Origin of the sequence: Micromonospora echinospora (assembly GCF_014203425.1) — a bacterium.
GTDB classification, from domain to species: Bacteria; Actinomycetota; Actinomycetes; order Mycobacteriales; family Micromonosporaceae; genus Micromonospora; species Micromonospora echinospora_A.
Genome location: NZ_JACHJC010000001.1, coordinates 6,334,089 through 6,355,817 on the forward strand (window position 1 = coordinate 6,334,089; position 21,729 = coordinate 6,355,817).

Annotated in this window: 18 protein-coding genes and 1 pseudogene; 12 read left to right on the plus strand and 7 right to left on the minus strand. The window is 73.0% G+C overall.

Going from position 1 to position 21,729, the window contains the following annotated elements; genetic code table 11:
* Positions 1–2 precede the first annotated feature (2 nt).
* The 3 genes and pseudogenes from FHU28_RS28540 (at position 3) to FHU28_RS28550 (ending at position 1,575) form a co-directional block, all read left to right on the plus strand.
* Positions 3–780 (plus strand): annotated as a pseudogene (locus FHU28_RS28540) (metallophosphoesterase family protein).
* Positions 771–917, plus strand: a complete 147-nt coding sequence (locus FHU28_RS28545; RefSeq protein ID WP_013288160.1) for a GPGG-motif small membrane protein — start codon at positions 771–773, stop codon at positions 915–917. Before FHU28_RS28540 ends, FHU28_RS28545 begins: the two are co-directional and overlap by 10 nt.
* Positions 918–1,077: 160 nt before the next feature.
* Positions 1,078–1,575, plus strand: coding sequence for a TspO/MBR family protein (locus tag FHU28_RS28550; protein ID WP_184687848.1), 498 nt, complete (start codon positions 1,078–1,080; stop codon positions 1,573–1,575).
* A gap of 43 nt (positions 1,576–1,618) precedes the next feature.
* On the opposite strand, the gene FHU28_RS28555 is transcribed toward FHU28_RS28550, so the two are convergent.
* Positions 1,619–2,395, minus strand: coding sequence for a M23 family metallopeptidase (locus tag FHU28_RS28555; protein WP_184687851.1), 777 nt, complete (start codon positions 2,393–2,395; stop codon positions 1,619–1,621).
* Positions 2,396–2,632: 237 nt separating this feature from the next.
* Between FHU28_RS28555 and FHU28_RS28560 the strand changes: the two genes are divergently transcribed.
* The 5 genes from FHU28_RS28560 to FHU28_RS28580 all read left to right on the plus strand — a co-directional run bounded on the left by FHU28_RS28560 (position 2,633) and on the right by FHU28_RS28580 (position 8,869).
* The gene (locus tag FHU28_RS28560; protein ID WP_184687853.1) at positions 2,633–3,973 is read left to right on the plus strand and encodes an ABC transporter substrate-binding protein; all 1,341 of its coding nucleotides are present in this window, start codon (positions 2,633–2,635) and stop codon (positions 3,971–3,973) included.
* 71 nt (positions 3,974–4,044) lie between these two features.
* Positions 4,045–5,091 (plus strand): carbohydrate ABC transporter permease, encoded by a 1,047-nt coding sequence (locus FHU28_RS28565; RefSeq protein ID WP_073830593.1) that lies wholly within the window; start codon positions 4,045–4,047, stop codon positions 5,089–5,091.
* 1 nt (position 5,092) lies between these two features.
* The gene (locus tag FHU28_RS28570) at positions 5,093–6,052 is read left to right on the plus strand and encodes a carbohydrate ABC transporter permease (RefSeq protein ID WP_184687855.1); all 960 of its coding nucleotides are present in this window, start codon (positions 5,093–5,095) and stop codon (positions 6,050–6,052) included.
* A 60-nt stretch (positions 6,053–6,112) separates the two neighbouring features.
* Positions 6,113–7,183, plus strand: a complete 1,071-nt coding sequence (locus tag FHU28_RS28575; RefSeq protein WP_184687857.1) for a LacI family DNA-binding transcriptional regulator — start codon at positions 6,113–6,115, stop codon at positions 7,181–7,183.
* 42 nt (positions 7,184–7,225) lie between these two features.
* Positions 7,226–8,869: a glycoside hydrolase family 13 protein gene (locus FHU28_RS28580; RefSeq protein ID WP_184690008.1), complete on the plus strand. Its 1,644-nt coding sequence runs from the start codon at positions 7,226–7,228 to the stop codon at positions 8,867–8,869.
* Positions 8,870–8,928: 59 nt separating this feature from the next.
* Here the strand turns inward: FHU28_RS28580 and FHU28_RS28585 are convergent, their stop codons facing one another.
* The 4 genes from FHU28_RS28585 to xylA are packed head-to-tail and all read right to left on the minus strand — an operon-like array spanning position 8,929 to position 14,205.
* Complete coding sequence (locus FHU28_RS28585; RefSeq protein WP_184687859.1) at positions 8,929–10,359, minus strand: MFS transporter; 1,431 nt, start codon at positions 10,357–10,359, stop codon at positions 8,929–8,931.
* A gap of 50 nt (positions 10,360–10,409) precedes the next feature.
* Positions 10,410–11,519, minus strand: a complete 1,110-nt coding sequence (locus FHU28_RS28590) for a DUF5925 domain-containing protein (protein WP_311773669.1) — start codon at positions 11,517–11,519, stop codon at positions 10,410–10,412.
* 41 nt (positions 11,520–11,560) lie between these two features.
* Complete coding sequence (gene xylB / locus FHU28_RS28595; RefSeq protein ID WP_184687861.1) at positions 11,561–13,006, minus strand: xylulokinase; 1,446 nt, start codon at positions 13,004–13,006, stop codon at positions 11,561–11,563.
* 11 nt (positions 13,007–13,017) lie between these two features.
* Entirely contained in the window at positions 13,018–14,205 is a 1,188-nt protein-coding gene (gene xylA / locus FHU28_RS28600) for a xylose isomerase (RefSeq protein ID WP_184687863.1), read from the minus strand.
* A gap of 53 nt (positions 14,206–14,258) precedes the next feature.
* Here xylA and FHU28_RS28605 point away from each other — a divergent pair, with 53 nt between their 5' ends.
* From FHU28_RS28605 to FHU28_RS28615, 3 genes are all read left to right on the plus strand, one after another.
* Positions 14,259–15,518, plus strand: coding sequence for an ROK family protein (locus FHU28_RS28605; protein ID WP_184687865.1), 1,260 nt, complete (start codon positions 14,259–14,261; stop codon positions 15,516–15,518).
* A 210-nt stretch (positions 15,519–15,728) separates the two neighbouring features.
* On the plus strand, positions 15,729–17,318 hold the full coding sequence (locus FHU28_RS28610) for a PP2C family protein-serine/threonine phosphatase (protein ID WP_311773670.1): 1,590 nt from the start codon (positions 15,729–15,731) through the stop codon (positions 17,316–17,318).
* A complete protein-coding gene (locus FHU28_RS28615; protein WP_184687867.1) occupies positions 17,315–18,301 on the plus strand; it encodes a cobalamin B12-binding domain-containing protein in 987 nt (328 codons plus the stop codon). The genes FHU28_RS28610 and FHU28_RS28615 overlap by 4 nt, the downstream gene beginning before the upstream one ends.
* 35 nt (positions 18,302–18,336) lie before the next feature.
* Here FHU28_RS28615 and FHU28_RS28620 read toward each other — a convergent pair whose 3' ends face one another.
* Complete coding sequence (locus tag FHU28_RS28620) at positions 18,337–18,852, minus strand: MarR family winged helix-turn-helix transcriptional regulator (RefSeq protein WP_184687869.1); 516 nt, start codon at positions 18,850–18,852, stop codon at positions 18,337–18,339.
* A 95-nt stretch (positions 18,853–18,947) separates the two neighbouring features.
* On the opposite strand from FHU28_RS28620, the gene FHU28_RS28625 reads away from it, so the two are divergent.
* Complete coding sequence (locus FHU28_RS28625) at positions 18,948–20,078, plus strand: PP2C family protein-serine/threonine phosphatase (protein ID WP_184687871.1); 1,131 nt, start codon at positions 18,948–18,950, stop codon at positions 20,076–20,078.
* 10 nt (positions 20,079–20,088) lie between these two features.
* Here FHU28_RS28625 and FHU28_RS28630 read toward each other — a convergent pair whose 3' ends face one another.
* Positions 20,089–21,570, minus strand: coding sequence for a sugar transferase (locus FHU28_RS28630; RefSeq protein WP_184687873.1), 1,482 nt, complete (start codon positions 21,568–21,570; stop codon positions 20,089–20,091).
* Between the last annotated feature and the right edge of the window lie 159 nt (positions 21,571–21,729).

A 21,729-nucleotide genomic window follows, 5' to 3' on the forward strand; every position in this document is an offset into this window, starting at 1 on the left:
CGATGGTGATCCGGATCGCCGCCGTCGGCGACGTGCATCTGGACGAGGACGTGGTGGGCCGGTTCCGCCCGGCGCTGGAGGAGCTGCCCGGCAGCGCCGACGCGCTGCTGCTCGCGGGTGACCTGACCCGGCACGGCACCGAGGCCGAGGCGCGCTGCGTGGCCCAGGAGTTCGGCGATGTCGGCGTACCGGTGATCACCGTGCTCGGCAACCACGACCACCAGTGCGACCAGGTGCCGCAGGTGGTAAAGGTGCTGGAGGACGCCGGGATCACCGTGCTGGAGGGCACCGGCACCGTGGTGGAGACCCCCGGCGGGCGGCTCGGGGTGGCCGGCGTGAAGGGGTTCGGCGGCGGGTTCGCCGGGCGGTGCGCCAGCGACTTCGGGGAGCCGGAGATGAAGGCGTTCGTGCGGACCACCCGGGAGAGCGCGGACGCGCTGGCCGAGGCTCTGCTCTCGCTCGACTGCGACGCGCTCGTCGCGCTCACCCACTACTCCCCCGTGCCCGACACGCTCGCCGGCGAGCCGCTGGAGATCTATCCGTTCCTCGGGTGCTACCAGCTCGGACAGGCGATCGACGCCGCGCCCACCGCGCTGGCGTTGCACGGGCACGCCCACCACGGCACCGAGCGCGGCACCACGCCGGGCGGAGTGCGGGTCCGCAACGTGGCGCACCCGGTGATCAAGCAGGCGTACAGCATCTTCCACCTGGGAGATCAGCTGGACTGAGCGGGAGGTTTCCGGGATCGGACGTACGGGTATCCAGCCGCCATGGAGCTGATTCTCTGGATTCTCGCAGTCGTATTGGTGGTCGCCGGAATTCTCGCCCTGTTCCGCCGGCAGATCCTCTGGGGCATCGTCCTCATCGTCGTCGGCCTGCTGGTCGGCCCGGGCGGCGTCAGCATCTTCAACACCTAACCCGTAGCGAAGCGCGACGCGCCGGAGTCCTCGGGCCAAGGCGTTCCCTCCCCTCGGATCGGAACGTCGGCGCCCGGGGACTCCGGCGTCTCCGTGTCCGGGGCCGGGTGCGCCTGTCCGCCGACGTTTGCCCGCCACGCCGAGCGGAAACATCTCGACCATGGAGATGTCGCAGAGTGTCACCCGGCGGACGGCCGGCGCCCGGAAGTGGTGGGCGCTGCTCGGCTTCGGCGCCGCCACCTTCGCCGCGGCCGCCATCGGCGGGCTGGGTGTCCAGGGCACCTCCGCCGAGTACCAGAGCCTGGAGCAGCCCGCCTGGGCGCCGCCGTCGTGGCTGTTCGGCCCGGTCTGGACCATGCTCTACGCGCTGATCGCGATCGCCGGCTGGCTGGTCTGGCGCCGGGCCGGTTTCGGCGCCGCGCTCTGGGCCTGGGTGGTGCAGCTCGTGCTCAACGCGATCTGGACGCCGCTGTTCTTCGGCGCCGGGGCGTACGGGCTGGCGTTCGCCGAGATCGTGCTGATGTGGCTGGCGATCGGCGTGACGGTGGCCCTGTTCCGGCGGATCTCCCGGCCGGCCACGCTGCTGATGCTGCCGTACTGGGCGTGGGTGACGTTCGCGTCCGCGCTGAACTTCGCGGTGTGGCGGCTGAACTCCTGACCGGTACGGGCGCGCGGGCCGGTCGCCCCCGCGCCCGCCGGGCTCAGCAGCGGGGTACGCCGGGGATGTAGCCGTCGTAGCCGGTGTAGACGTAGGCGTCGGAGATGAACCGGCCGGAGCCGATCCGGTCCCAGATCGAGCTGGTGCCGTAGGTGCCGCTGACGCTGGTGCCGCTGGTCTGGCACTGGATGGTCACCTTCGCCCCGTCGGCGACCGTGCCGACCGAGCTGTAGCCGGTGCCGGGGCCGGAGCGGACGGTCAGCGGGGAGCCGGCCGTGTTGACGGTGCCCTCGCCGGTGTTCGTCCCGCCGCAGCCGTTGTCGCTGGTGTAGGTCTTGGTGCCCCAGTAGAGGGCCTGGGCGCCGTTGAACTTGATCTTCACGGAGCTACCGTCGATGCGCTGCTCGTAGTGCAGGTGCGGGCCGGTGGAGCCGCCGGTCGTGCCGACGTACCCGATCACCCGGCCGTAGCCGACGGTCTGCCCGACCGACACGTTGAAGCCGCTCAGGTGGGCGTAGTAGGTGGTGTGGCCGCCGCCGTGGTTGATCCGGACGTACTTGCCGTAGCTGGTGTCGCCGAGGTTGGTGACCACGTCGACGGTCCCGGGCGCGCTGGCGACCACCGGGTCACCGGCGTCGTCGGTGCGGTTGAAGTCGATCGCGTTCGCCGGGCTGTGGTTGGTCCGGGTCTGCCCGGACCAGGACTGGTTGCACGGGAACGGGACCTTGAACGCCGGCGCGGCCATCGCCGGCGCGGCCGGTACGAGAGTCGCCGCCAGGACCACCGCGCTCGCCCCGAGGGCGAGCCATCGCTTCCGCATCCACTGCCTCCTATGTTGAAAGTCTTCAATATGATGCAGACATCCTGACAGAAAGTTCCGTTCTCGGGAAGATTCGTGGGAGCGCACCCAACCCCCGTGGCCAGGGTTTCGGGATTGTTACCGGGCCGTGTCCGACCAGGGGTGGACCCGACACGATGCAAGCGCTTACATGTGAGGACGACCATCGGACCGGCGCGGGTTCGATCCCCCCACGCGCCGGCAAGGAAGGAGATCGGCATGGCATTTGCCAGATCGCGCCAGACGCTCGCGGTCGCCGGCGTCCTGGGGCTGGCGCTCGGTGTCGCCGCCTGCGGCACCGGCGATGACAAGAAGAGCGAGAAGGCCGGATCGGCCGAATGCGCCGCATACGAGAAGTACGAGGGTCACGACGGCAAGAAGGTGACCATCTACTCCTCCATCCGGGAGATCGAGGCCGACCGCCTCAACGAGTCCTGGAAGGAGTTCGAGGACTGCACCGGCATCGAGATCGACCACGAGGGCAACGCCGAGTTCGAGGCGCAGCTCCCGGTCCGGGTCGACGGCGGTAACGCCCCCGACCTCGCCTTCATCCCGCAGCCGGGCCTGCTGAAGCGCTTCGTCGACTCGGGCAAGCTCAAGCCGGTCGGCGCCGACACCAAGGCGATGGCCGAGCAGAACTACTCCCCCGACTGGCTGAAGTACAGCACCGTCAACGGGCAGCTCTACGGCGCCCCGCTCGGCTCGAACGTGAAGTCCTTCGTGTGGTACTCGCCGAAGACCTTCAAGGAGAAGGGCTGGACCGTCCCCACCACGTGGGACGACCTGATCAAGCTCTCGGACCAGATCGCGGGCAGCGGCACCAAGCCGTGGTGCGCCGGCATCGAGTCCGGTGACGCCACCGGCTGGCCGGCCACCGACTGGATCGAGGACGTGCTGCTGCGCACCGGCGGCCCGGAGGTCTACGACAAGTGGACCACCCACCAGATCCCGTTCAACGACCCGCAGGTGGCTGACGCGCTCAACCGGGCCGGCACCATCCTGAAGAACGAGAAGTACATGAACGGCGGCTTCGGCGGCGTCAAGAGCATCTCCACCACCGCCTTCCAGGAGGGCGGCACGCCGATCACCACCGGCAAGTGCGCGATGCACCGCCAGGCGTCCTTCTACGCCAACCAGTGGCCCGAGGGCACCAAGGTGGCCGAGGACGGCGACGTCTTCGCGTTCTACTTCCCGGCCATCGACCCGGCCAAGGGCAAGCCGGTGCTGGGTGGCGGCGAGTTCGTCGGCGCGTTCGCCGACCGTCCCGAGGTCCAGGCGGTGCAGACCTACCTGGCCTCCGGCGAGTACGCCAACAGCCGCGCCAAGATCGGTGACTGGGTGTCCGCGAACAAGAAGCTGGACATCAACAACGTGCCGAACCCGGTGGACAAGCTCTCCGTGGGCATCCTCCAGGACGAGAAGACGGTCTTCCGTTTCGACGGCTCGGACCTGATGCCGGCCGCGGTCGGCGCGGGCACCTTCTGGAAGGGCATGGTGGCCTGGATCAACGGCAAGGACACCAACTCCGTCCTGAACGACATCGAGGGAAGCTGGAAGTGATCTAGCAGGTGGCCCGGTCCGCGCACGCGGACCGGGCCACCTCTGGTAACCGAGCCCTTGAAGGAGGGTCGATGGAGTTCGACTTCGCGGCGGAGCAGCCGAAGTTCCTCATGCTGATGTACGGGCTGATCGCCTTCGTCGCGGTGGTGGGCGGGCTGCTCCTGCTCCTCGACGTGGTGCCGTCGTACTTCGCCCGGCGCCGGGAGGCGCAACTGGTCGCCGCCTCGGTGAGCGGCACGCCGCTGCCCCGCCGGCCCAAGCAGCGCGAGGGCGCGTTCGCGTTCTTCTTCCTGCTGCCGACGCTGCTGCTGCTCGCCGTCGGACTGGTGGTGCCGGCCATCCGCACCACGCTGCTCTCCTTCATGGACTCCAGCAGCAGCAACTGGGTGGGACTGGACAACTACCGCTGGATGTTCGCCGAGGACTCGATCGTCCGGGTCCTGATCAACACGCTGATCTGGGTGCTGCTGGTGCCGCTGGTCGCCACCGCGTTCGGCCTGATCTACGCGGTCCTGGTGGACAAGGCCCGGTTCGAGGCCGTGGCCAAGTCCCTGATCTTCCTGCCGATGGCGATCTCGTTCGTCGGCGCCTCCATCATCTGGCGCTTCGTCTACGCCTACCGGGGCGAGGGCGACCAGATCGGCCTGCTCAACCAGATCGTGGTGAGCCTCGGCGGAGAACCGAAGCAGTGGCTGCTGGACTCGCCGCTGAACACGTTCCTGCTCATCGTGATCATGGTGTGGATCCAGGCCGGCTTCGCGATGGTGGTGCTCTCCGCCGCGATCAAGGCCATCCCGGCCGACATCGTCGAGGCGGCCCGGCTCGACGGCACCACCGCGTGGCAGATGTTCTGGCGGATCACCATTCCGAGCATCCGCCCGGCGCTGATCGTCGTGGTGGTGACGATCTCCATCGCCACGCTCAAGGTCTTCGACATCGTCCGGACCGCCACCAACGGCAACTACGACACGAACGTGATCGCGACCGAGATGTACAACCAGGCGTTCCGCTACCAGGAGAACGGGCAGGGCTCGGCGCTGGCGGTCTTCCTGTTCGTCCTGGTGATCCCGATCGTGATCTACCAGATCCGCAACCTGCGCAAGCAGCGGGAGGGCTGAGATGACCACCACCACGCCCACCGTCGGAGTCGGCGCCCAGGCCACCGAGCCGACCACCCGGGGCGCCCGGGTGCGCAAGCGCCTGAACAGCCGTTCCGCCACGCTCGTGTCGATCGTGATCGCGATGCTCTGGACGATCCCGACCTTCGGCCTGTTCATCTCCTCGCTCCGGCCGGAGAACGAGATCAAGACCACCGGGTGGTGGACGTTCTTCACCGACCCGCAGATCACGCTGGAGAACTACCAGGAGGTGCTGTTCAGCTCCGGCTCGTCCGGGCAGCTGGCCAGCTACTTCATCAACTCGCTGGCGATCACCATCCCCTCGGTGCTCTTCCCGCTCGCGTTCGCGTCGCTCGCCGCGTACGCGCTGGCGTGGATGAACTTCAAGGGGCGGGACTGGGTCTACATCGGGATCTTCGCGCTGCAGATCGTGCCGCTGCAGATGGCCCTGGTGCCGCTGCTGCGGTTCTTCTCCACCGGCGTCACCGTCGCCGGCGTGCAGATCATGCCCGCGTGGGACCTGGTCGACGAGCAGAAGTTCGCCCAGGTGTGGTTCGCGCACACCTGCTTCGCGCTTCCGTTCGCCGTATTCCTGCTGCACAACTTCATCTCGCAGCTCCCCGGCGACCTGATGGAGGCGGCCCGGGTCGACGGGGCCACCCACCCGAAGATCTTCCGCACCATCGTGCTGCCGCTGATCATGCCCGCGCTGGCGGCGTTCGGCATCTTCCAGTTCCTCTGGGTCTGGAACGACCTGCTGGTCGCGCTGATCTTCGCCGGTGGCGGCGACGAGACCGCCCCGCTGACGGTCCGGCTCGCGGAGCTGGCCGGCACCCGGGGCAACGAGTGGCAGCGGCTGACGGCCGGCGCGTTCGTGTCGATCGTCGTACCGCTGATCGTGTTCCTGTCCCTCCAGCGCTTCTTCGTGCGAGGTCTGCTCGCCGGCAGCGTCAAGGGTTGATCCGGCGCCCCGCCGCCGGCACGGCCGGCGGCGGGCCCGGGTCACAGCGGGGAGCCCACGATGACCAGAATTGACGATGTCGCCCGGCTGGCCGGGGTCTCCACGGCCACCGTCTCCCGGGCGCTGCGGGGCCTGCCGACGGTCTCGGCCGCGACCCGCCGCCGGGTGCTCGCCGCCGCCGAACAGCTCCAGTACGCGGTGTCGCCGAGCGCCAGCCGGCTGGCCGGCGGCCGGACCGGCACGGTCGCGGTGGTCGTTCCCCGGATCACCAGGTGGTTCTTCGGCACTGTGGTCGAGGCGGTCGAGGAGTTCCTCCAGGACAGCGGCTACGACCTGCTGCTCTACAACCTCGGCGGCCGGGAGCAGACCCGCCAGCGGGTGCTGCACACGGCGAGCCTGCACAAGCGCGTGGACGCGATCATCCTGGTCGCCACCCCGCTGCGGGCGGCCGACGTGCACGCGCTGACGAAGCTGGAGCTGCCCGGCGTGACGATCAGCTCCGGCACCAAGGTCCCCGGCTGGCCCTGCGTCCGGATCGACGACGTGGCCGCCGCCCGGACCGCCACCCGCCACCTGCTCGACCTCGGCCACACCCGGATCGCGCACATCTCCGGCGACCCGGACGACGAACTGGCCTTCACCACGCACCTGGACCGGCGGCGCGGCTACCAGGAGGCGTTACGGGCCGCCGGCATCGGCCCCGACCCGAGCCTCGACGTCGAGTCCCGGTTCACCATCGACGGCGGCACCCAGGCCACGGCCGAGCTGCTGGCCCGGGGCGAGCCGCCGACCGCCATCGTCGCCGCGTGCGACGAGATGGCGATGGGCGCGATCACCGCGCTGCGCGACGCCGGGCTGCGGGTGCCGCAGGACGTGAGTGTGATCGGCATCGACGACCACGACCTCGCGGGTGTGCTCGGCCTGAGCACCATCGCCCAGCCCGCCGCCGAACAGGGGCTGCTGGCCGCCCGCATCCTGCTCGACCCGCTGGGCGTACGGGCCGCCGCGCCGCACCCCGGCGCGGTGCCCGCGCCGCGCGGCGCCGACACCGACGACCGGACGCCGACCCCGGTGATCCTCCCCACTCGCCTGGTGGTGCGCGAATCGACAGCGCCGCCCCGGGCACACTGAACCAACTTGCTCGTCCCGCACCACCAAGACAGGAGTAAGGCGCTGAACACCCACGCGACGCAGCAGGCCCCGGGCACCGGATGGTGGACCGAGGCGGTCATCTACCAGGTCTACCCGCGCTCGTTCGCCGACTCCGACGGCGACGGGATCGGCGACCTGCCGGGCATCACCTCCCGGCTCGACCACCTCGCCGAGCTGGGCGTCGACGCGGTCTGGCTGTCTCCGTTCTACCCGTCCCCGCAGGCCGACGCCGGGTACGACGTGGCCGACTACCGCGACGTCGACCCGCTGTTCGGCACGCTCGCCGACGCCGACAAGCTGATCGCCGAGGCGAAGGCCCGCGGGCTGCGGGTGATCGTCGACCTGGTGCCCAACCACACCTCGTCCGCGCACCGCTGGTTCGAAGCGGCGGTGGCGGCCGCGCCGGGCAGCCCGGAGCGGCAGCGCTACGTCTTCCGCGACGGCAAGGGCCCGGACGGCGCCCAGCCGCCGAACGACTGGGTGAGCGTCTTCGGGGGCCCGGCCTGGACGCGGCTGCCCGACGGGCAGTGGTACCTGCACCTGTTCGACTCCGGCCAGCCCGACCTCAACTGGGACAACCCGGAGGTGCGCGCGGAGTTCCTCGACGTGCTGCGCTTCTGGCTGGACCGCGGCGTGGACGGCTTCCGGGTGGACGTGGCGCACGGCCTGATCAAGCAGGCCGACCTGGCCGACTGGCAGGAGCCGCAGGAGATCCTCTCCGGCAGCGTGGTGGACAAGCCCCGCCCGCCGATGTGGGACCAGGACGGCGTGCACGAGATCTACCGGGAGTGGCGGCGCCTGCTCGACTCGTACCCCGGTGAGCGGATCCTCGTCGCCGAGGCGTGGGTGGAGCCGGCCGAGCGGCTGGCCCGGTACGTGCGCCCGGACGAGATGCACCAGGCGTTCAACTTCGAGTACCTGCTCGCCGCGTGGACCGCGCCGGCCCAGTACGCGGTGATCACCCGATCGCTGGAGGCCACCGACTCGGTCGGCGCGCCCACCACCTGGGTGCTGTCCAACCACGACGTGGTCCGGCACGCCTCCCGGCTCGGGCTCGGCACCGCCGGTGGCCGGGCCAACGGCGTCGGCGTGGACGACCCGCAGCCGGACGCCGCGCTGGGTCTGCGCCGGGCCCGGGCGGCCAGCCTGCTGATGCTCGCGCTGCCCGGCTCCGCCTACCTCTACCAGGGTGAGGAACTGGGGCTGCCGGAGCACACCACGCTGCCGGACGAGGCCCGGCAGGACCCGACCTGGGCGCGCAGCGGGCACACCGAGCGCGGCCGGGACGGCTGCCGGGTGCCGATCCCGTGGGAGGCCGACGCCCCGTCGTACGGCTTCGGGCCGACCGACGCGAGCTGGCTGCCCCAGCCGTCGACGTGGGCCGAGTACGCGCTGGACCGGCAGCGGGGCGTGGCCGGCTCGACGTACGAGCTGTACCGGACCGCGCTGCGGCTGCGCCACGAGCACGCGCTGGCCCGGGGCCCGCTGCGGTTCCTGTCCTCCGGCGACGAGGTGCTCACGTTCACCAACGGCGACCTCACCGTGCTGACCAACTTCGGGGCCGAGCCGGCGCCGCTGCCGGCCGGCGCGCAGGTGCTGGTGTCGAGCGCGCCGCTGGACAACGCCGCGGTCCCGACGGATGTCACCGTCTGGTTCCGGGTGTAAGGAAGGGCCCCTTATTAACGCCTCCGGTAGAGGAAGGGCCCCTTCTTAACACTCACCTGTTAAGAAGGGGCCCTTCCTTCCAGGCGGTCGGCTCGGGCGTGCAGCAGGTCGTGCACCTGCGCGATGTCCCGGGGTGAGGTGCGGGCCGCGAGCCAGTACATGATCCCGGTCGGGATGAAGAAGAGCTGGAACGCGGCCAGCCCGACCGCGTAGTTCAACGGCGGCGGGAAGGCCGTACGCAGCGCCGCGAACGCCACCCCGACCAGCCCGTTGCCGGCCGCCCGCCCGACGCCGTTCACCAGGTTGCCCAGACTGTAGACAGTGCCCCGGTGCTCGGGCGGGTTCACGTCGGCGATCAGCGCGAACCAGTTCGGCGAGTTCGCCGACGTCAGCCCCAGCGCCACCACAGCGGTGAGCAGGCTCAGCCCCACCGTCGGCTCGGTCAGCACGCTGGACAGCACCGCCGTCACCACCGCGCCCGCCCCGGCCCCGTCGGGCACGTCGATGCGGATCGGCACGAAGAACAGGACCAGGTAGAACGGCAGCGCCGCGAGGATGCCGACGGCCGCGACCGTGGCCCGGCCGCTCGGCGTACGCCGTTGCAGCGCGTCGCCGACCAGGCCGCCCACGATCGAGAGCACACCGCCGAGCTGGAACAGCGTGGCGAAGACGCTGCCCACCACCACTGCCGTGGCCGGTGAGTAGCCCTGCGCCTCGGCCCGCTGGCTGAACAGCACCGGCAACCAGACCAGCGAGCCGAACGCGGCCTGGGCGGTCAGCCCCTGCAGGATCAGCCAGCGGTTGGTCCGGCGGGCCAGGATCCGGGGCAGGTCGGCGCGGCTGATCCGGTAGTCGTACTCGTTCCCGGCGTCGATCGCCCCGGCCAGCTCCGGTTCGCTCTGCCCGCGCCGGATGTCGTAGGTGAACAGGTACGCCAGCGTCGCGGCCAGACCCACGCCGGTCAGCAGCAGGAACGGCCGCCGCCAGTCGGTCGATCCGAGCACGCCGCCGAGCAGCGTCCCGGCCAGCGTGCCGACGCCCTGGGACAGCCCCCAGAAGCTCATCACCAGGCCGCGTCGGCGCGGTGAGATCAGGTCGGTGACCACCGAGAAGCCGACCGAGCCCACCGCGCCCAGCCCGACCGCGCCGACGAACTGCGCGGCCAGGAACGTCGCGTACCCCTCGGCGAGCGCGCTGCCCCCGGTGCCGGCGGCCCAGAGCAGCGTGCCGACCATGAGCAGCGGCTTGCGGTTGGTGCGGTCTCCGACGTACGCCCAGCCCACCGCCGCCACCGCGCTGACCAGGAAGCTGACGGCGGTGACCAGGCCGAGCATCCGGGTGGGTACGTCGAGCGCGGTGGAGATCGGTCCGTACAGCGGGGGCACCAGGCCGATCGCCACGTTGTCCAGCGAGGCGAGCACCACGAAGACCACGACGCTGTAGAGCCGGTGTGCCGCGCTCCCGCGCCGGGAGATCTTCGTGCTGCTCATGCCCGGCAGCAAATCAGGTGCGGGTCACGTCGCGAACACGGACCCGCCGATCACAGGTAACCACCGATCTCGACCGGCACCGCGCCGGCCGTGGCGGTGCCGGCCCGCAACGCGTACAACTCGGCGAGGGTGGCGCCCTGGGCGGGGACGCCGGCCCGGGCGCCGAGCCAGTCGACCGCCTCGGCGTGCGACAGCGGCCCGACCTCGATCCGGGCCAGGCAGCGCCCGGGACGGGTGACCGCCGGGTGCAACCGGGACAGGTCCTCGTTGGTGGTCACCGCCACCAGCACCCGGCGCCCCTGCCCCAGCAGCCCGTCGGTGAGGTTGAGCAGGCGGGACAGCGCCTGTCCGGCCCTCTCGCGGGCGTCGCCGCGGATCAGCTCGTCGCAGTCCTCCAGGATCAGCAGCCGCCAGCGCGTCCGCTCCTCGCCCTCCTCCCCGTCGTCGTCCTCCCCCACTGCCACCTCGGCGAGGTAGGCGGGGTCGCCGAACAACGCCTCCGGATCGAGCACGCAGTCCACCTGGCACCATCGGCGCCACTCGTGGGCCAGGGCGCGCAACGCGGTGGTCTTCCCGGTACCGGGCGGACCGTGCATCAGCAACAGCCGCCCGGTGATCGTCTCGGCGGTGGTGGTCATCAGCGCGTCGAGCGCCACCGCCGCCTCGGCCGGGTAGTTCGGCCGGATCGTCGACCAGGCCGGCGTGTCGATCCGGCGGTTGTCCCGCTGGGCGCCCCGCCGCGGGTCCTGGTGCCAGAACCCGATCGGCGCGGTGCCCGGCCGGACCGGCTCGGCGCCGGTCGTGACGATCTCGTCCAGCACGGCCGTCCCGGTCGCCTCGTCGACGGCGGTGACGGTGACCTCGGCGCCCCGTCCTCGCCAGGTGACCACACGCAACGTCCAGCCGTCCCCGCTGGCGAGGCGGGCGGCGCGGTTGCGCTCGACAGCGGTCCGGATGACGGTCGCCCGCTCCGGCACCAGCGACACCCCTCGCCGGACCTTCGCCATGCGGACCGTCCGGGCCCAGGGCTGGCGGCCGGTGACGAAGTCGGTGAGCAGCAGGGTGTCGATGACGTCGCCGGGACTGTCGACGTCGTCGTACTGGAAGACGGGCAGCGGGATGCGCCGGGCGGCGCCGTCCGCGGGGAGGGTCGGAAACACGGCCCGATGATCCACGGCACGGCGCCACCCGGCACCCGCTTTTACGCCACCCGGTCGAGCACCTGTTCCCAGGCCCGGGAGTAGCGCTCGCGGATGGCCGGCACGGCCTCAGCCGCGTACTCCTCGGTGTCGCCGACCGACCAGGTGGGCGGGGTCTCGCCGCCCAGCGCGACCCAGGCGGCCTGCCGGGCCGCGCCGTCGGCCACGTACTCACCGGGCGGCGGCACCGTGACCGGGCGGCCGAAGACCTGCGGCGCGATCCGCCGTACCGCGGCGGACCGGGCGCCGCCCCCGACGAGGATGATGCGGTCGGCGCGGGCGCCCTGGGCGAGCAGCGCGTCGAGACCGTCGGCCAGCCCGCAGAGCATCCCCTCGACCGCGGCCCGGGCCAGGTGCGCCGGGGTCGAGGTGCCGAGCGTGAGGCCGTGCAGGGCGCCGGTGGCCAGCGGCCGGTCCGGTGTCCGTTCCCCCTCCAGGTACGGCACCAGGACCAGCCCGCCGGCGCCGGGCGGGGCGGACAGGGCCAGTTCGCCGAGCGTGTCGAGGTCGACGCCGAGCAGGGTCGCGGTGGCATCGAGCACCCGGGCCGCGTTCAGCGTGCACACCAGCGGCAGGAACCGGCCGGTGGCGTCGGCGAACCCGGCCACCGCGCCGCTCGGGTCGGCGGCCGGGGTGTCCGCGACCGCGAAGACGGTGCCGGAGGTGCCGATCGAGACGACCACGTCGCCCGGACCGGCGCCGACACCGAGCGCCGCCGCCGCGTTGTCCCCGGTGCCCGGCCCGAGCAGGATCCGCCCCGCCGCGCCCGGGTCGCCGTCGAGCACCGCCGGGTCGAGGTGTCCGGCCGCCTCGGCCGGGCCGAGCACGACCGGCACCTTCGGGCGCCGCCCGAGCGCCTGTTCCAGCAGGTCCAGCCGGTATTCGCCGGTGCGCGGCGACCAGTAGCCGGTGCCGCTGGCGTCGCCGCGGTCGGTGCGCAGCGCGTCCAGGCCGGGAGCGCCGGCCAGCCGCCAGGTCAGCCAGTCGTGCGGCAGGCACACGGCGGCCACGCGGTCGGCGTTGTCCGGCTCGTGCCGGGCCAGCCAGCGCAGCTTGGTGGCGGTGAAGCTGGCCACCGGCACCGCGCCGGTCGCGTCGGCCCAGAACCGGCGGCCGGTCTCCCCGCCGCCGGCCTCCTCGACCAGTTCCCCGGCCGCGTCGGCGGACCGGGTGTCGTTCCAGAGCAGCGCCGGGCGGACCACCTTCCCGGACTCGTCCAGGCAGACCATGCCGTGCTGCTGGCCGCCGACCGAGACGGCGGCCACGTCGGACAGGCCGCCGGCCTCGGCGACCGCCGCCCGCAGGGCCTCCCACCAGGCGTGCGGGTCGACCTCGGTGCCGGGCGGGTGCGGCGCGCGGCCCTGCCGGACCAGCGCGCCGGTCTCCGCGTCCCGGACCACCACCTTGCAGGACTGGGTCGACGAGTCGACCCCCGCGACGAGCGGCATGGCGGCCCGCCTCAGCGCGCGCCGAGCACGTGCTCGACGGCGAGCTGGTTGAGCCGGACGAAGCCGAAGCCCTTGGCGCCGACCGACTCCGGGTCGAACTCCTCGAACGCGGTCCGGTCGGCCAGCAGCTCGCGGTAGCCCTCACCGGGGTTGAGCGTCGGGGTGGCCAGCTCGGCCACCCGGGCGGCGGCGAGCGCCTCGACCACCTCCGGGTCGGCGCGGAACGCCGCGGCCCGCTCCTTGAGCAGAAGGTACGTCCGCATGTTCGCCTCAGCGGAGGCCCACACGCCGGCGATGTCCTCGGTGCGGGAGGGCTTGTAGTCGAAGTGACGCGGGCCGCCGTACGCCGGGCCGCCGTTCGGGCCGCCGTGCTCCAGCAGGTCGACCAGGGCGAACGCGTTGAGCAGGTCGCCGTGGCCGAAGACCAGGTCCTGGTCGTACTTGATGCCGCGCTGGCCGTTGAGGTCGATGTGGAACAGCTTGCCCTGCCAGAGCGCCTGGGCGATGCCGTGGGCGAAGTTCAGCCCGGCCATCTGCTCGTGCCCGACTTCCGGGTTGAGCCCGACCATCTCCGGGCGGGCCAGGGTGGAGATGAAGCCGAGCGCGTGGCCGACGGTGGGCAGCAGGATGTCGCCGCGCGGCTCGTTCGGCTTGGGCTCCAGGGCGAAGCGCAGGTCGTAGCCGTTGTCGACGACGTACTCGCAGAGCAGGTCCACCGCTTCGCGGTAGCGGTCCAGCGCGGCCTGGACGTCCTTGGCGACGTCGTACTCGGCGCCCTCCCGGCCGCCCCACATGACGAACGTCTTCGCGCCCATCTCGGCGGCGAGGTCGATGTTGCGCAGCACCTTGCGCAGCGCGTACCGGCGTACTTCGCGGTCGTTGCTGGTGAAGCCGCCGTCCTTGAACACCGGGTGGTTGAACAGGTTGGTGGTGACCATCGGCACGACCAGGCCGGTCTCGTCGAGCGCCTTGCGGAACCGGCTGAGCCGGGCGTCGCGGGTGGCCGCGTCCGCGCCGAACGGGACCAGGTCGTCGTCGTGGAAGGTGATGCCGTACGCGCCCAGCTCGGCGAGCCGGTGCACGGCCTCGACGGCGTCCAGCTCGGGACGGGTCGCGTCGCCGAACGGGTCACGGGCCGGCCAGCCCACCGTCCAGAGGCCGAAGGAGAACTTGTCCGCGGGGGTGGGACGGGGTGCCATGGCAGACCTCCAGGTGGTGGTGTCGTCCGCGATTTGTTCAGCGGTTGAATTAAATGGCGGCGATGTGGCAGTGTCAAGAGGTGACAAGCGCCAGCACCGCCGGGGCGGTCCGGCAGGGCAGCCTGCGCGAGTTGAACCTCGCTGTCGTGCTCCGGCGGATCGCCGCCGCCGACCGGCCGCCTTCCCGGGCCGGGATCGCCGCCGGCACCGGCCTGACCCGGGCCACCGTCTCCGCAGTCGTGGACGACCTGATCGCCGGCCGGCTGGTCGCCGAGGCGGAGCCGGAGCCGCGTACCGGGGCGGGCCGGCCGGCCCGGGGCCTGGTGCTCGCCTCCGACGGCCCGGCCGGGCTCGGCCTGGAGGTGAACGTCGACTACCTGGCGGCCTGCGTCGTCGACCTGGCCGGCACGGTCCGGCACCACCTGGTCCGCCGTGCCGACCTGCGCCCGGTCTCCCCCGCCGACGCGCTCGCCCGGCTCGCCGCGCTGGCCGCCGAGGCGCAGGCGGCCGCCGTACGCGACGGTCTGACCCTGGCCGGGGCGGCGCTCGCAGTGCCCGGCCTGGTCGGCGACGGCGGCCTGGTCCGGCTCGCGCCGAACCTCGGCTGGCGCGACGTGGACGTGCCGGCGCTGCTCGCCGGGCACCGGCTGGCCGAGCCGGTCGACGGTGTGCCACCGCTCGTGGTCGACAACGAGGCGAACCTGGCGGCGCTCGGCGAGCTGTACGCGCGACCGGCCGGACCCCGCAGCTTCCTGCACATCACCGGCGAGATCGGCATCGGCGCCGGGATCGTGCTGGACGGCTCGCTCTACCGGGGCGCGCGCGGCTGGAGCGGAGAGATCGGTCACTTCCCGGTCCAGCCGCAGGGGCGGCCGTGCCGCTGTGGCGGCCAGGGCTGCCTGGAGCGGTACGCGGGCCAGGAGGCGATCCTGTCCGCGGCCGGGCTGCCCGGCGCGGAGCTGCCCGCCGACACCGCCGCCACCCGCCTCGCCGACCTGGCCGGCGCCGGCGACCCGGCCACGCTCGCCGCCCTGGCCGACGCCGGCGCCGCCCTCGGGGTCGCCGTGGCGGGCGTGGTGAACCTGCTGGACCTGGACACGGTGGTGCTCGGCGGTGGATACGCCCCGCTCTCGCCCTGGCTGCGGCCCCCGGTGGTGGCGGAGGTCTCCCGGCGGGTGCTGACCGCCGCCTGGGCGCCGGTCGAGGTGCGCCCGGCGGTGCTCGGGGCACAGTCCGCAGCGGTCGGCGGGGCCGGCTCGGTGGTCCGCCGGATCGTCGACCGGCCGGTGGGCTGGCTGGCCCGGAGCACCTGATCCGGCCCGTCCTGGACGGGCATTCCGTGCCTGCGCTCGGTACGCTTGCCGTCAGGCAACCTGTCCGCCGAGCGAGGAGTCCACCGACAGCATGCGCAGGGGTCGACTGACCGAAGCGCCCGGCCACCTGAGGTGACCGCCGCGCGCCGGGGCGGTGTCGCGGGGCCGGTAAGCGGCGGTGGGCACGCCGGGAGGAAGCGACCCCGGCGGGTGGCCGGGGCCGCGCTCCCGGCTGACGACCGGCTCGCCCAGGAGCTGCTGGACGGGCTCGCCGAGGCGGTCGTGACAGTCGATCCCGCCGGCGTGGTGGCCCTGGTCAACGCGATGGCCGCCGACCTGCTCCCGGAGCTTGCCCCCGGCGTCGACCTGGCCGGGTGCCGGGTGCCGGCGCTGGCCGAGGCGGCGCGCGCCGGGTCGGACACGTTCGAGACGGAGCACCACGGCCGGCGGTTGCGCGGGCTGCGGCGCCCGCTGGCCGCCGAGCGCGGCGCCTGGTACGTCCGCGACGTCACGGAGGAACACGCGCGCACCGACGCGCTGCTCGCCGAACGGTCCCGGACCGCGTTCCTCGCCCAGGCCGGCAGTCGGCTCGGGCTGTCCCTGCACCGGGACCAGACGTTGCGCGCCACGGTGACGCTGCCGGTGCCCTACCTGGCCGACGTCGCAGTGGTGGTGCACCGCCCGGCCCCGCCCGCCGAGGACCAGCCGCACTGGATCCGGTACGCCACCGGCGAGTCCGGCCCGGTCACCGGCGTGACCGGATGGCGCACAGTCGAGTCCGTCCCCGGGCTGGTCGAGGCGCTCGACGGCGACCGCACCGAGCCCAGTCCCTGGCTCGACGCCGAGCTGGCCGACCTGGCCGAGGTGCTGCCCACCGGCTTCGGCCGGCCGGGCACCGTGCTGATCAGCCCGATGCCCAGCGCCGGCGGCCCGGCCGGCGCGCTGGTGCTGGCCCGCCGCCCCGAACGGCCCGGCTTCGACCAGCGGGAGATCGCGCTGGCCCGGGAGTTCGCTGGGCGAGCCGGCGCCGCGCTGGCCGCCGCCGAGTTGTACGGCGAGCAGGCCCACCTGGCTCGGGTGCTGCAGAACAGCCTGCTCCCGCCGGAACTGCCGCGCCTGCCCGGGATGACGCTGGCCGGCGGTTACCGCGCCGCCGGGGACAGCCTGCGCATCGGCGGGGACTTCTACGACGTGTTCCCCAGCGGCGAGGGCGGTCTTCTCGCGCTCGGCGACGTCTGCGGCAAGGGCGTCGGCGCGGCCGTGCTGACCGGCCGGGTACGCCAGTCGCTGCAGACGCTGCGCCTCGTCGAACAGCGTCCCCGGGAACTGCTGGAGCTGCTCAACCGGGCACTGCTGGACGCGCCGGACGCGGCCCGCCGGGCCCAGTTCACGACGCTCCTGCTCGGCGCGGTGCGCCGCGAGCCGGACGGCGGGCTGCTGGTCCGGGTGGCCGGTGGCGGGCACCCCGCCCCGCTCGTCGTCCGCGCCGACGGCGGGATCGAGACGGTCCGGGTGGGCGGAATGCCGGTGGGCGCGCTCACCGCCGCGCGGTTCGCCGACGCCGAGGTACGGCTGGCGGCGGGCGACCTGCTGCTGGCGTACACCGACGGGGTGACCGAGGCCCGGGGCGGCCCGACCGAGCTGGCCATGTTCGGCGAGGACCGGTTGCGCCAGGCGGTCGCCTCCGGCGCCGGGCTCCCGCCGGCCGCGCTCGTCGAGCGGGTGCTCCAACTCGTCGACGAGTGGCTGGACGGGCAGCCGCACGACGACATCGCCATGCTGGCCCTGGCCGCCGGGTGAGCCCGGAGCGCCGGATCGGGCCGGAGACGCTCGCCGCCTATCTCGATCACCTGGACCGGGCCGACCGGGCCGGCGCTATCGCGCTGGCGCAGGAGCTGCTCGCCGACGGCGTCCCGGTCGCGGACGTCCTGGTGGACCTCGTCTCGGTGGCGCAGCAGGAGATCGGCCGCCGCTGGCTCACCGGTTCCTGGAGCGTCGCCCAGGAGCACGCCGCCACCCATGTCAGCGAGCTCGTGGTCGGCGCGGTGGGCGCGACCATCGGCCCACCGCGACGCGGGCACGTGGTGATGGCCTGCGTCGAGGGCGAGTGGCACGCGCTGGCCGCCCGGATCGTCACCGAGGTGGTCCGGGCGGCCGGCTGGCGGGTGACGTTCCTGGGCGCCAGCGTGCCGGCCCGGCACCTGGTCTCCTACCTGCACCAGACCGGCCCGGACGCGGTACTGCTGAGCTGCGTGCAGCCGAACCGGCTGGTCCGGGCGGCGCGGATGGTGGAGGCGAGCCGCGCGGCCGGGGTGCCGGTGCTGGCGGGCGGCCCCGGCTTCGGGCCGGAGGGCCGGTGGGCCACCACCATCGGCGCGGCGGCCTGGGGCGCCAGCGCCCGGGACGCCGTCGCGCTGCTGGACCGGCCGCTGCCCGCCGGCGCGCACACCGGCGCACCGCCCCCGCCACCCGACGACTCGTACGTCGCAGTGCTGCGCCGGCGGCGTGATCTGGTCCGGCTCGCGCTTGCCGCGGTGGACCCGCCCGAGGAGACCGCCGAGGACGTCGCCACCGGCATCGCGCACCTGGTGGACGCGCTGATCGCGGCCGTGCGGGTGGACGACGACCGGCTGCTACGGGACTTCGTCGAGTGGCAGGCGGAGGCGCTGACGTCCCGGGGCGGCCGGGCGCTGCTGGACGAGGTGCTCGACACGCTGGAGCGGACGCTGATCGAGCATCCCCGGGTGGTGGCGCGGCTGCGGACCGTCCGCCGGGCCGGATGAGTCAGCGGGCCGGGTGAGTCAGCGCGCCAGGTGAGTCAGGCGGTGCGGGCCACCGGCGGCTCGCCGGACGGACGGGCCGGGTCGCCGATCCACTCCCCGGAGGGCTGCAGCACCGGCCAGCCCTCGGCCACTGTCGCTTGCCCGCGCCGGCCGACCTGGTCGAACTCGCGCATGCCGCGCAGCAGCGCCAGCCGCCCCTCCGGGCTCATGCCGGCCAGGATCCGCTCCAGCCGGCGCCGCCGGTCGGCGCGCAGTTCGGCGAGGAGCCGCAGGGCCGCCGGGGTGAGGTGCAGGGAGATCTCCCGCCGGTCGTAGCGGCCCGGCTCGCGCTCCAGCATTCCGGCGGCCACCAGCCGGTCACAGAGCCGGCTGGCGGAGGAGAGCAGCATGTCGGTGAGGGTGGCGAGTCGGCGGAGGTTGATGCCGTCATACTGCTCGACGACCATGATCGCGCGTAGCTGGGCACTGGACAGCCGGCTGGTGGTGCGCTCCCGGGCCGCCTCCCAGACGGCGAGCAAGGTGCCTGCCGCCTCGTCCAGGGCGGCGGACATACTCGGTTCAGGTCCCTGGGAATCACGCTCTTCGGTCATGGTGGGCCCGAGACTACTCCCCGGATCTGCCCGGCGACCTGTGCAAAGGAGCAAACATGAGCGGAGCGGAGGGTTGCGCGCGCCGGGTCCTGACGGACGCGCCGACAGATCTCATCGTGGACCGGCTCGCCGCCGAACTGACGCGCACGTACGGGATCACCCGCACCGAGCTCTACCAGGTCGACTACCGGCTCGCCGAACTGCTGCCGCTGGGTGACGGCGCGACGGTCTCCCACCCCGGCCATCCGGCCTGGCGCGCCTTCGACCACCAGGAACCGGTGATCGCCGACGAGGTGGGCTGGTTCCCGGTGGGCATGCGCGGCGAACGCCGGGGCGTGCTCCAGGTGTCGCCGGTGCCGGCCGACCCGGACGCGCGCCGCGAGCTGGCCACCATCGCCACGGTGCTCGGGCACGAGCTGAGCGCGGTCACTGCGACCACCGACATCTACGGCACCTCCCGGCGCAGCCGGCGCCTCACGCTGGCCGCCGAGATGCAGTGGGAGCTGCTGCCCGGGCGCAGCCGGATCCGCCCCTCGTTCAGCCTGGCCGGGCAGCTGGAACCGGCGTACGCGGTGCGTGGGGACAGCTTCGACTGGTCCGACGACGGCCACCGGCTCTGGCTGGCGGTCTCCAACGGCTTCGGCGAGGGGGTGGCCGCCGCGCTGCTCGCCTCGCTCGCCACGTACGCGCTTCGCAACGCGCGCCGGGCCGGGCTCTCTCTGGCCGACCAGGCCGCGCTGGCCGATCAGGCGATCTACGCGCAGCACCGGGGCAAGCAGCACGTCTCCGTGCTGCTGACCGAGCTGGACCTGGCCACCGGCGCGTTGACTGTGGTCGACGCCGGTTCGCCCCGCCTGCTGCGGCTGCGGGCCGGCGCGGTCAGCGAGGAGGTGCTGGACAAGCAGTTCCCGCTCGGCATGTTCGAGGGCACCGACTACCGGGAGCAGACGTTCCAGCTGGAGCGCGGTGACCGGCTCTTCGTGGTGAGCGACGGCGTCATCGACGCCACCACCGAGCAGACGCGCTACGGCGAGGCGGCGCTGGACCGGTTCCTGCGCCGGACCGGGCCGATGGAGCCGCTGGACGCGGTGCGGTCGCTGATCGGCGACCTGCGGGCCTTCGTCGCCGGTGACCTGGTCGACGACGCGGTGGTGGTCTGCCTGGACTGGCTGGGCCCGCAGCCCTGACCCGGCCCTCTCAGTACGCGCCGCGGCTGTTGATGACCGCGCCGAACGTCTTCCAGAGGATGGTCAGGTCGGCGGCCAGCGACCAGTTCTCCACGTAGTACAGGTCCAGCCGGATGCCGTCCTCCCAGCTCAGGTCGGACCGCCCGCTGACCTGCCAGAGGCCGGTCATGCCGGGCTTGACCAGGAGGCGTCGCGCCACGTCGCCGTCGTAGCGGGCCACCTCGGACGGCAGCGGCGGGCGCGGGCCGACCAGGCTCATCTGGCCGAGCAGCACGTTCACGAGCTGGGGCAGCTCGTCCAGCGACCACTTGCGCAGCAGCCGGCCCGTCCGGGTCACCCGGGGGTCGTCGCGCATCTTGAACATCAGGCCGTCGGTCTCGTTGCGCGCGGCCAGCTCGGCGAGCAGCGCGTCGGCGTTGACCACCATGGTGCGGAACTTGAAGACGCCGAACTCCTCGCCGCCCTGACCGACCCGGGTCTGCCGGAACAGCACCGGGCCACGGCTGTCGATCTTGATGGCGAGCGCGATCACGATCAGCAGCGGTGCCAGCACGAGCAGCGCGATCAGCGAGATCGACCGGTCCACGAAGCCCTTGACCAGCTTGCGGGCGCCACGGAACTCGGGCGCCTCGACGTGGATCAGCGGCAGGCCGGCGACCGGACGGGTGTGGATACGGGGGCCGGCGACGTCGGTCAGCGCGGGCGCCACCACCAGGTCGACCCCCGTGCCCTCCAGCTGCCAGCCCAGGCGGCGCAGCCGGGTCGCGGTCAGCTCACCGGAGGCGGTGACCGCCACCGTGTCTGCGCCGATGGCGGTGGCCGCCTCCGGGATGCCTCGGAAGGAGCCGACCACCGGCACGTCGCCCAGCCGCTGCGGCACCGGGGCGAGCAGCGCGTCCGGGATGCACGCGCCGACCACCTGGTAGCCCGCGTACGGCTCCCGGCGCAGCGTGTGCACCAGCTCCAGCACGTGTGCCGTGTCGCCCACCACGAGCACCTTGCGCGACCAGCCGGCGCCCCGGTCGCGGGCCCGGTGCAGCCGCTTGCGGGCCGCGAACCGCGCCACCTCCAGGCCGACGGTGCCGACGGCGAAGGAGATGGCCAGGAAACCCCGGGAAACGCCGACGTCGGCGATGTACCCGGCGATGGCGATACCGCCGGCCAACCGCATGCTCGCCGCGCTGACCCGGCGGTACTCGTCCGCGCCGTAGCCGAGCACCTGGTCGTCGTAGCACCGCATCACCTTGAGCGAGACGAGCCAGACCAGCAGCAGCGCCGGGGCGACCACGACGTACGGGATCTCGGACCCGGTCGGCTCCTCGTCGCCGAACCGCGCCAGGTAACCGACCAGGATGGCCACCGCGAGCACCGCGGTGTCCAGCACCACCAGGACCCGGATGTAGGCCCGCTCCGCCGCTCGTGTCGTCTTGCCCGGGCGATCACCACCGGGTCGCGACGTCGTGGCAGGGGTCAACAGCGTCGCCGAGGTCACCGGCCCTCCCCACTTCGCTCAGGACCGCCCCGCCCCCGCCCGGCTCCGGTGTGGAGCCCGCGGTCGAGGCACCCGGTCATCATGCCTGGACAATTATGGTTACCGATTGATTCGGACGCATTACCGTCAGTTCTCATCCCACGCCTTGAGCCGGGAAGC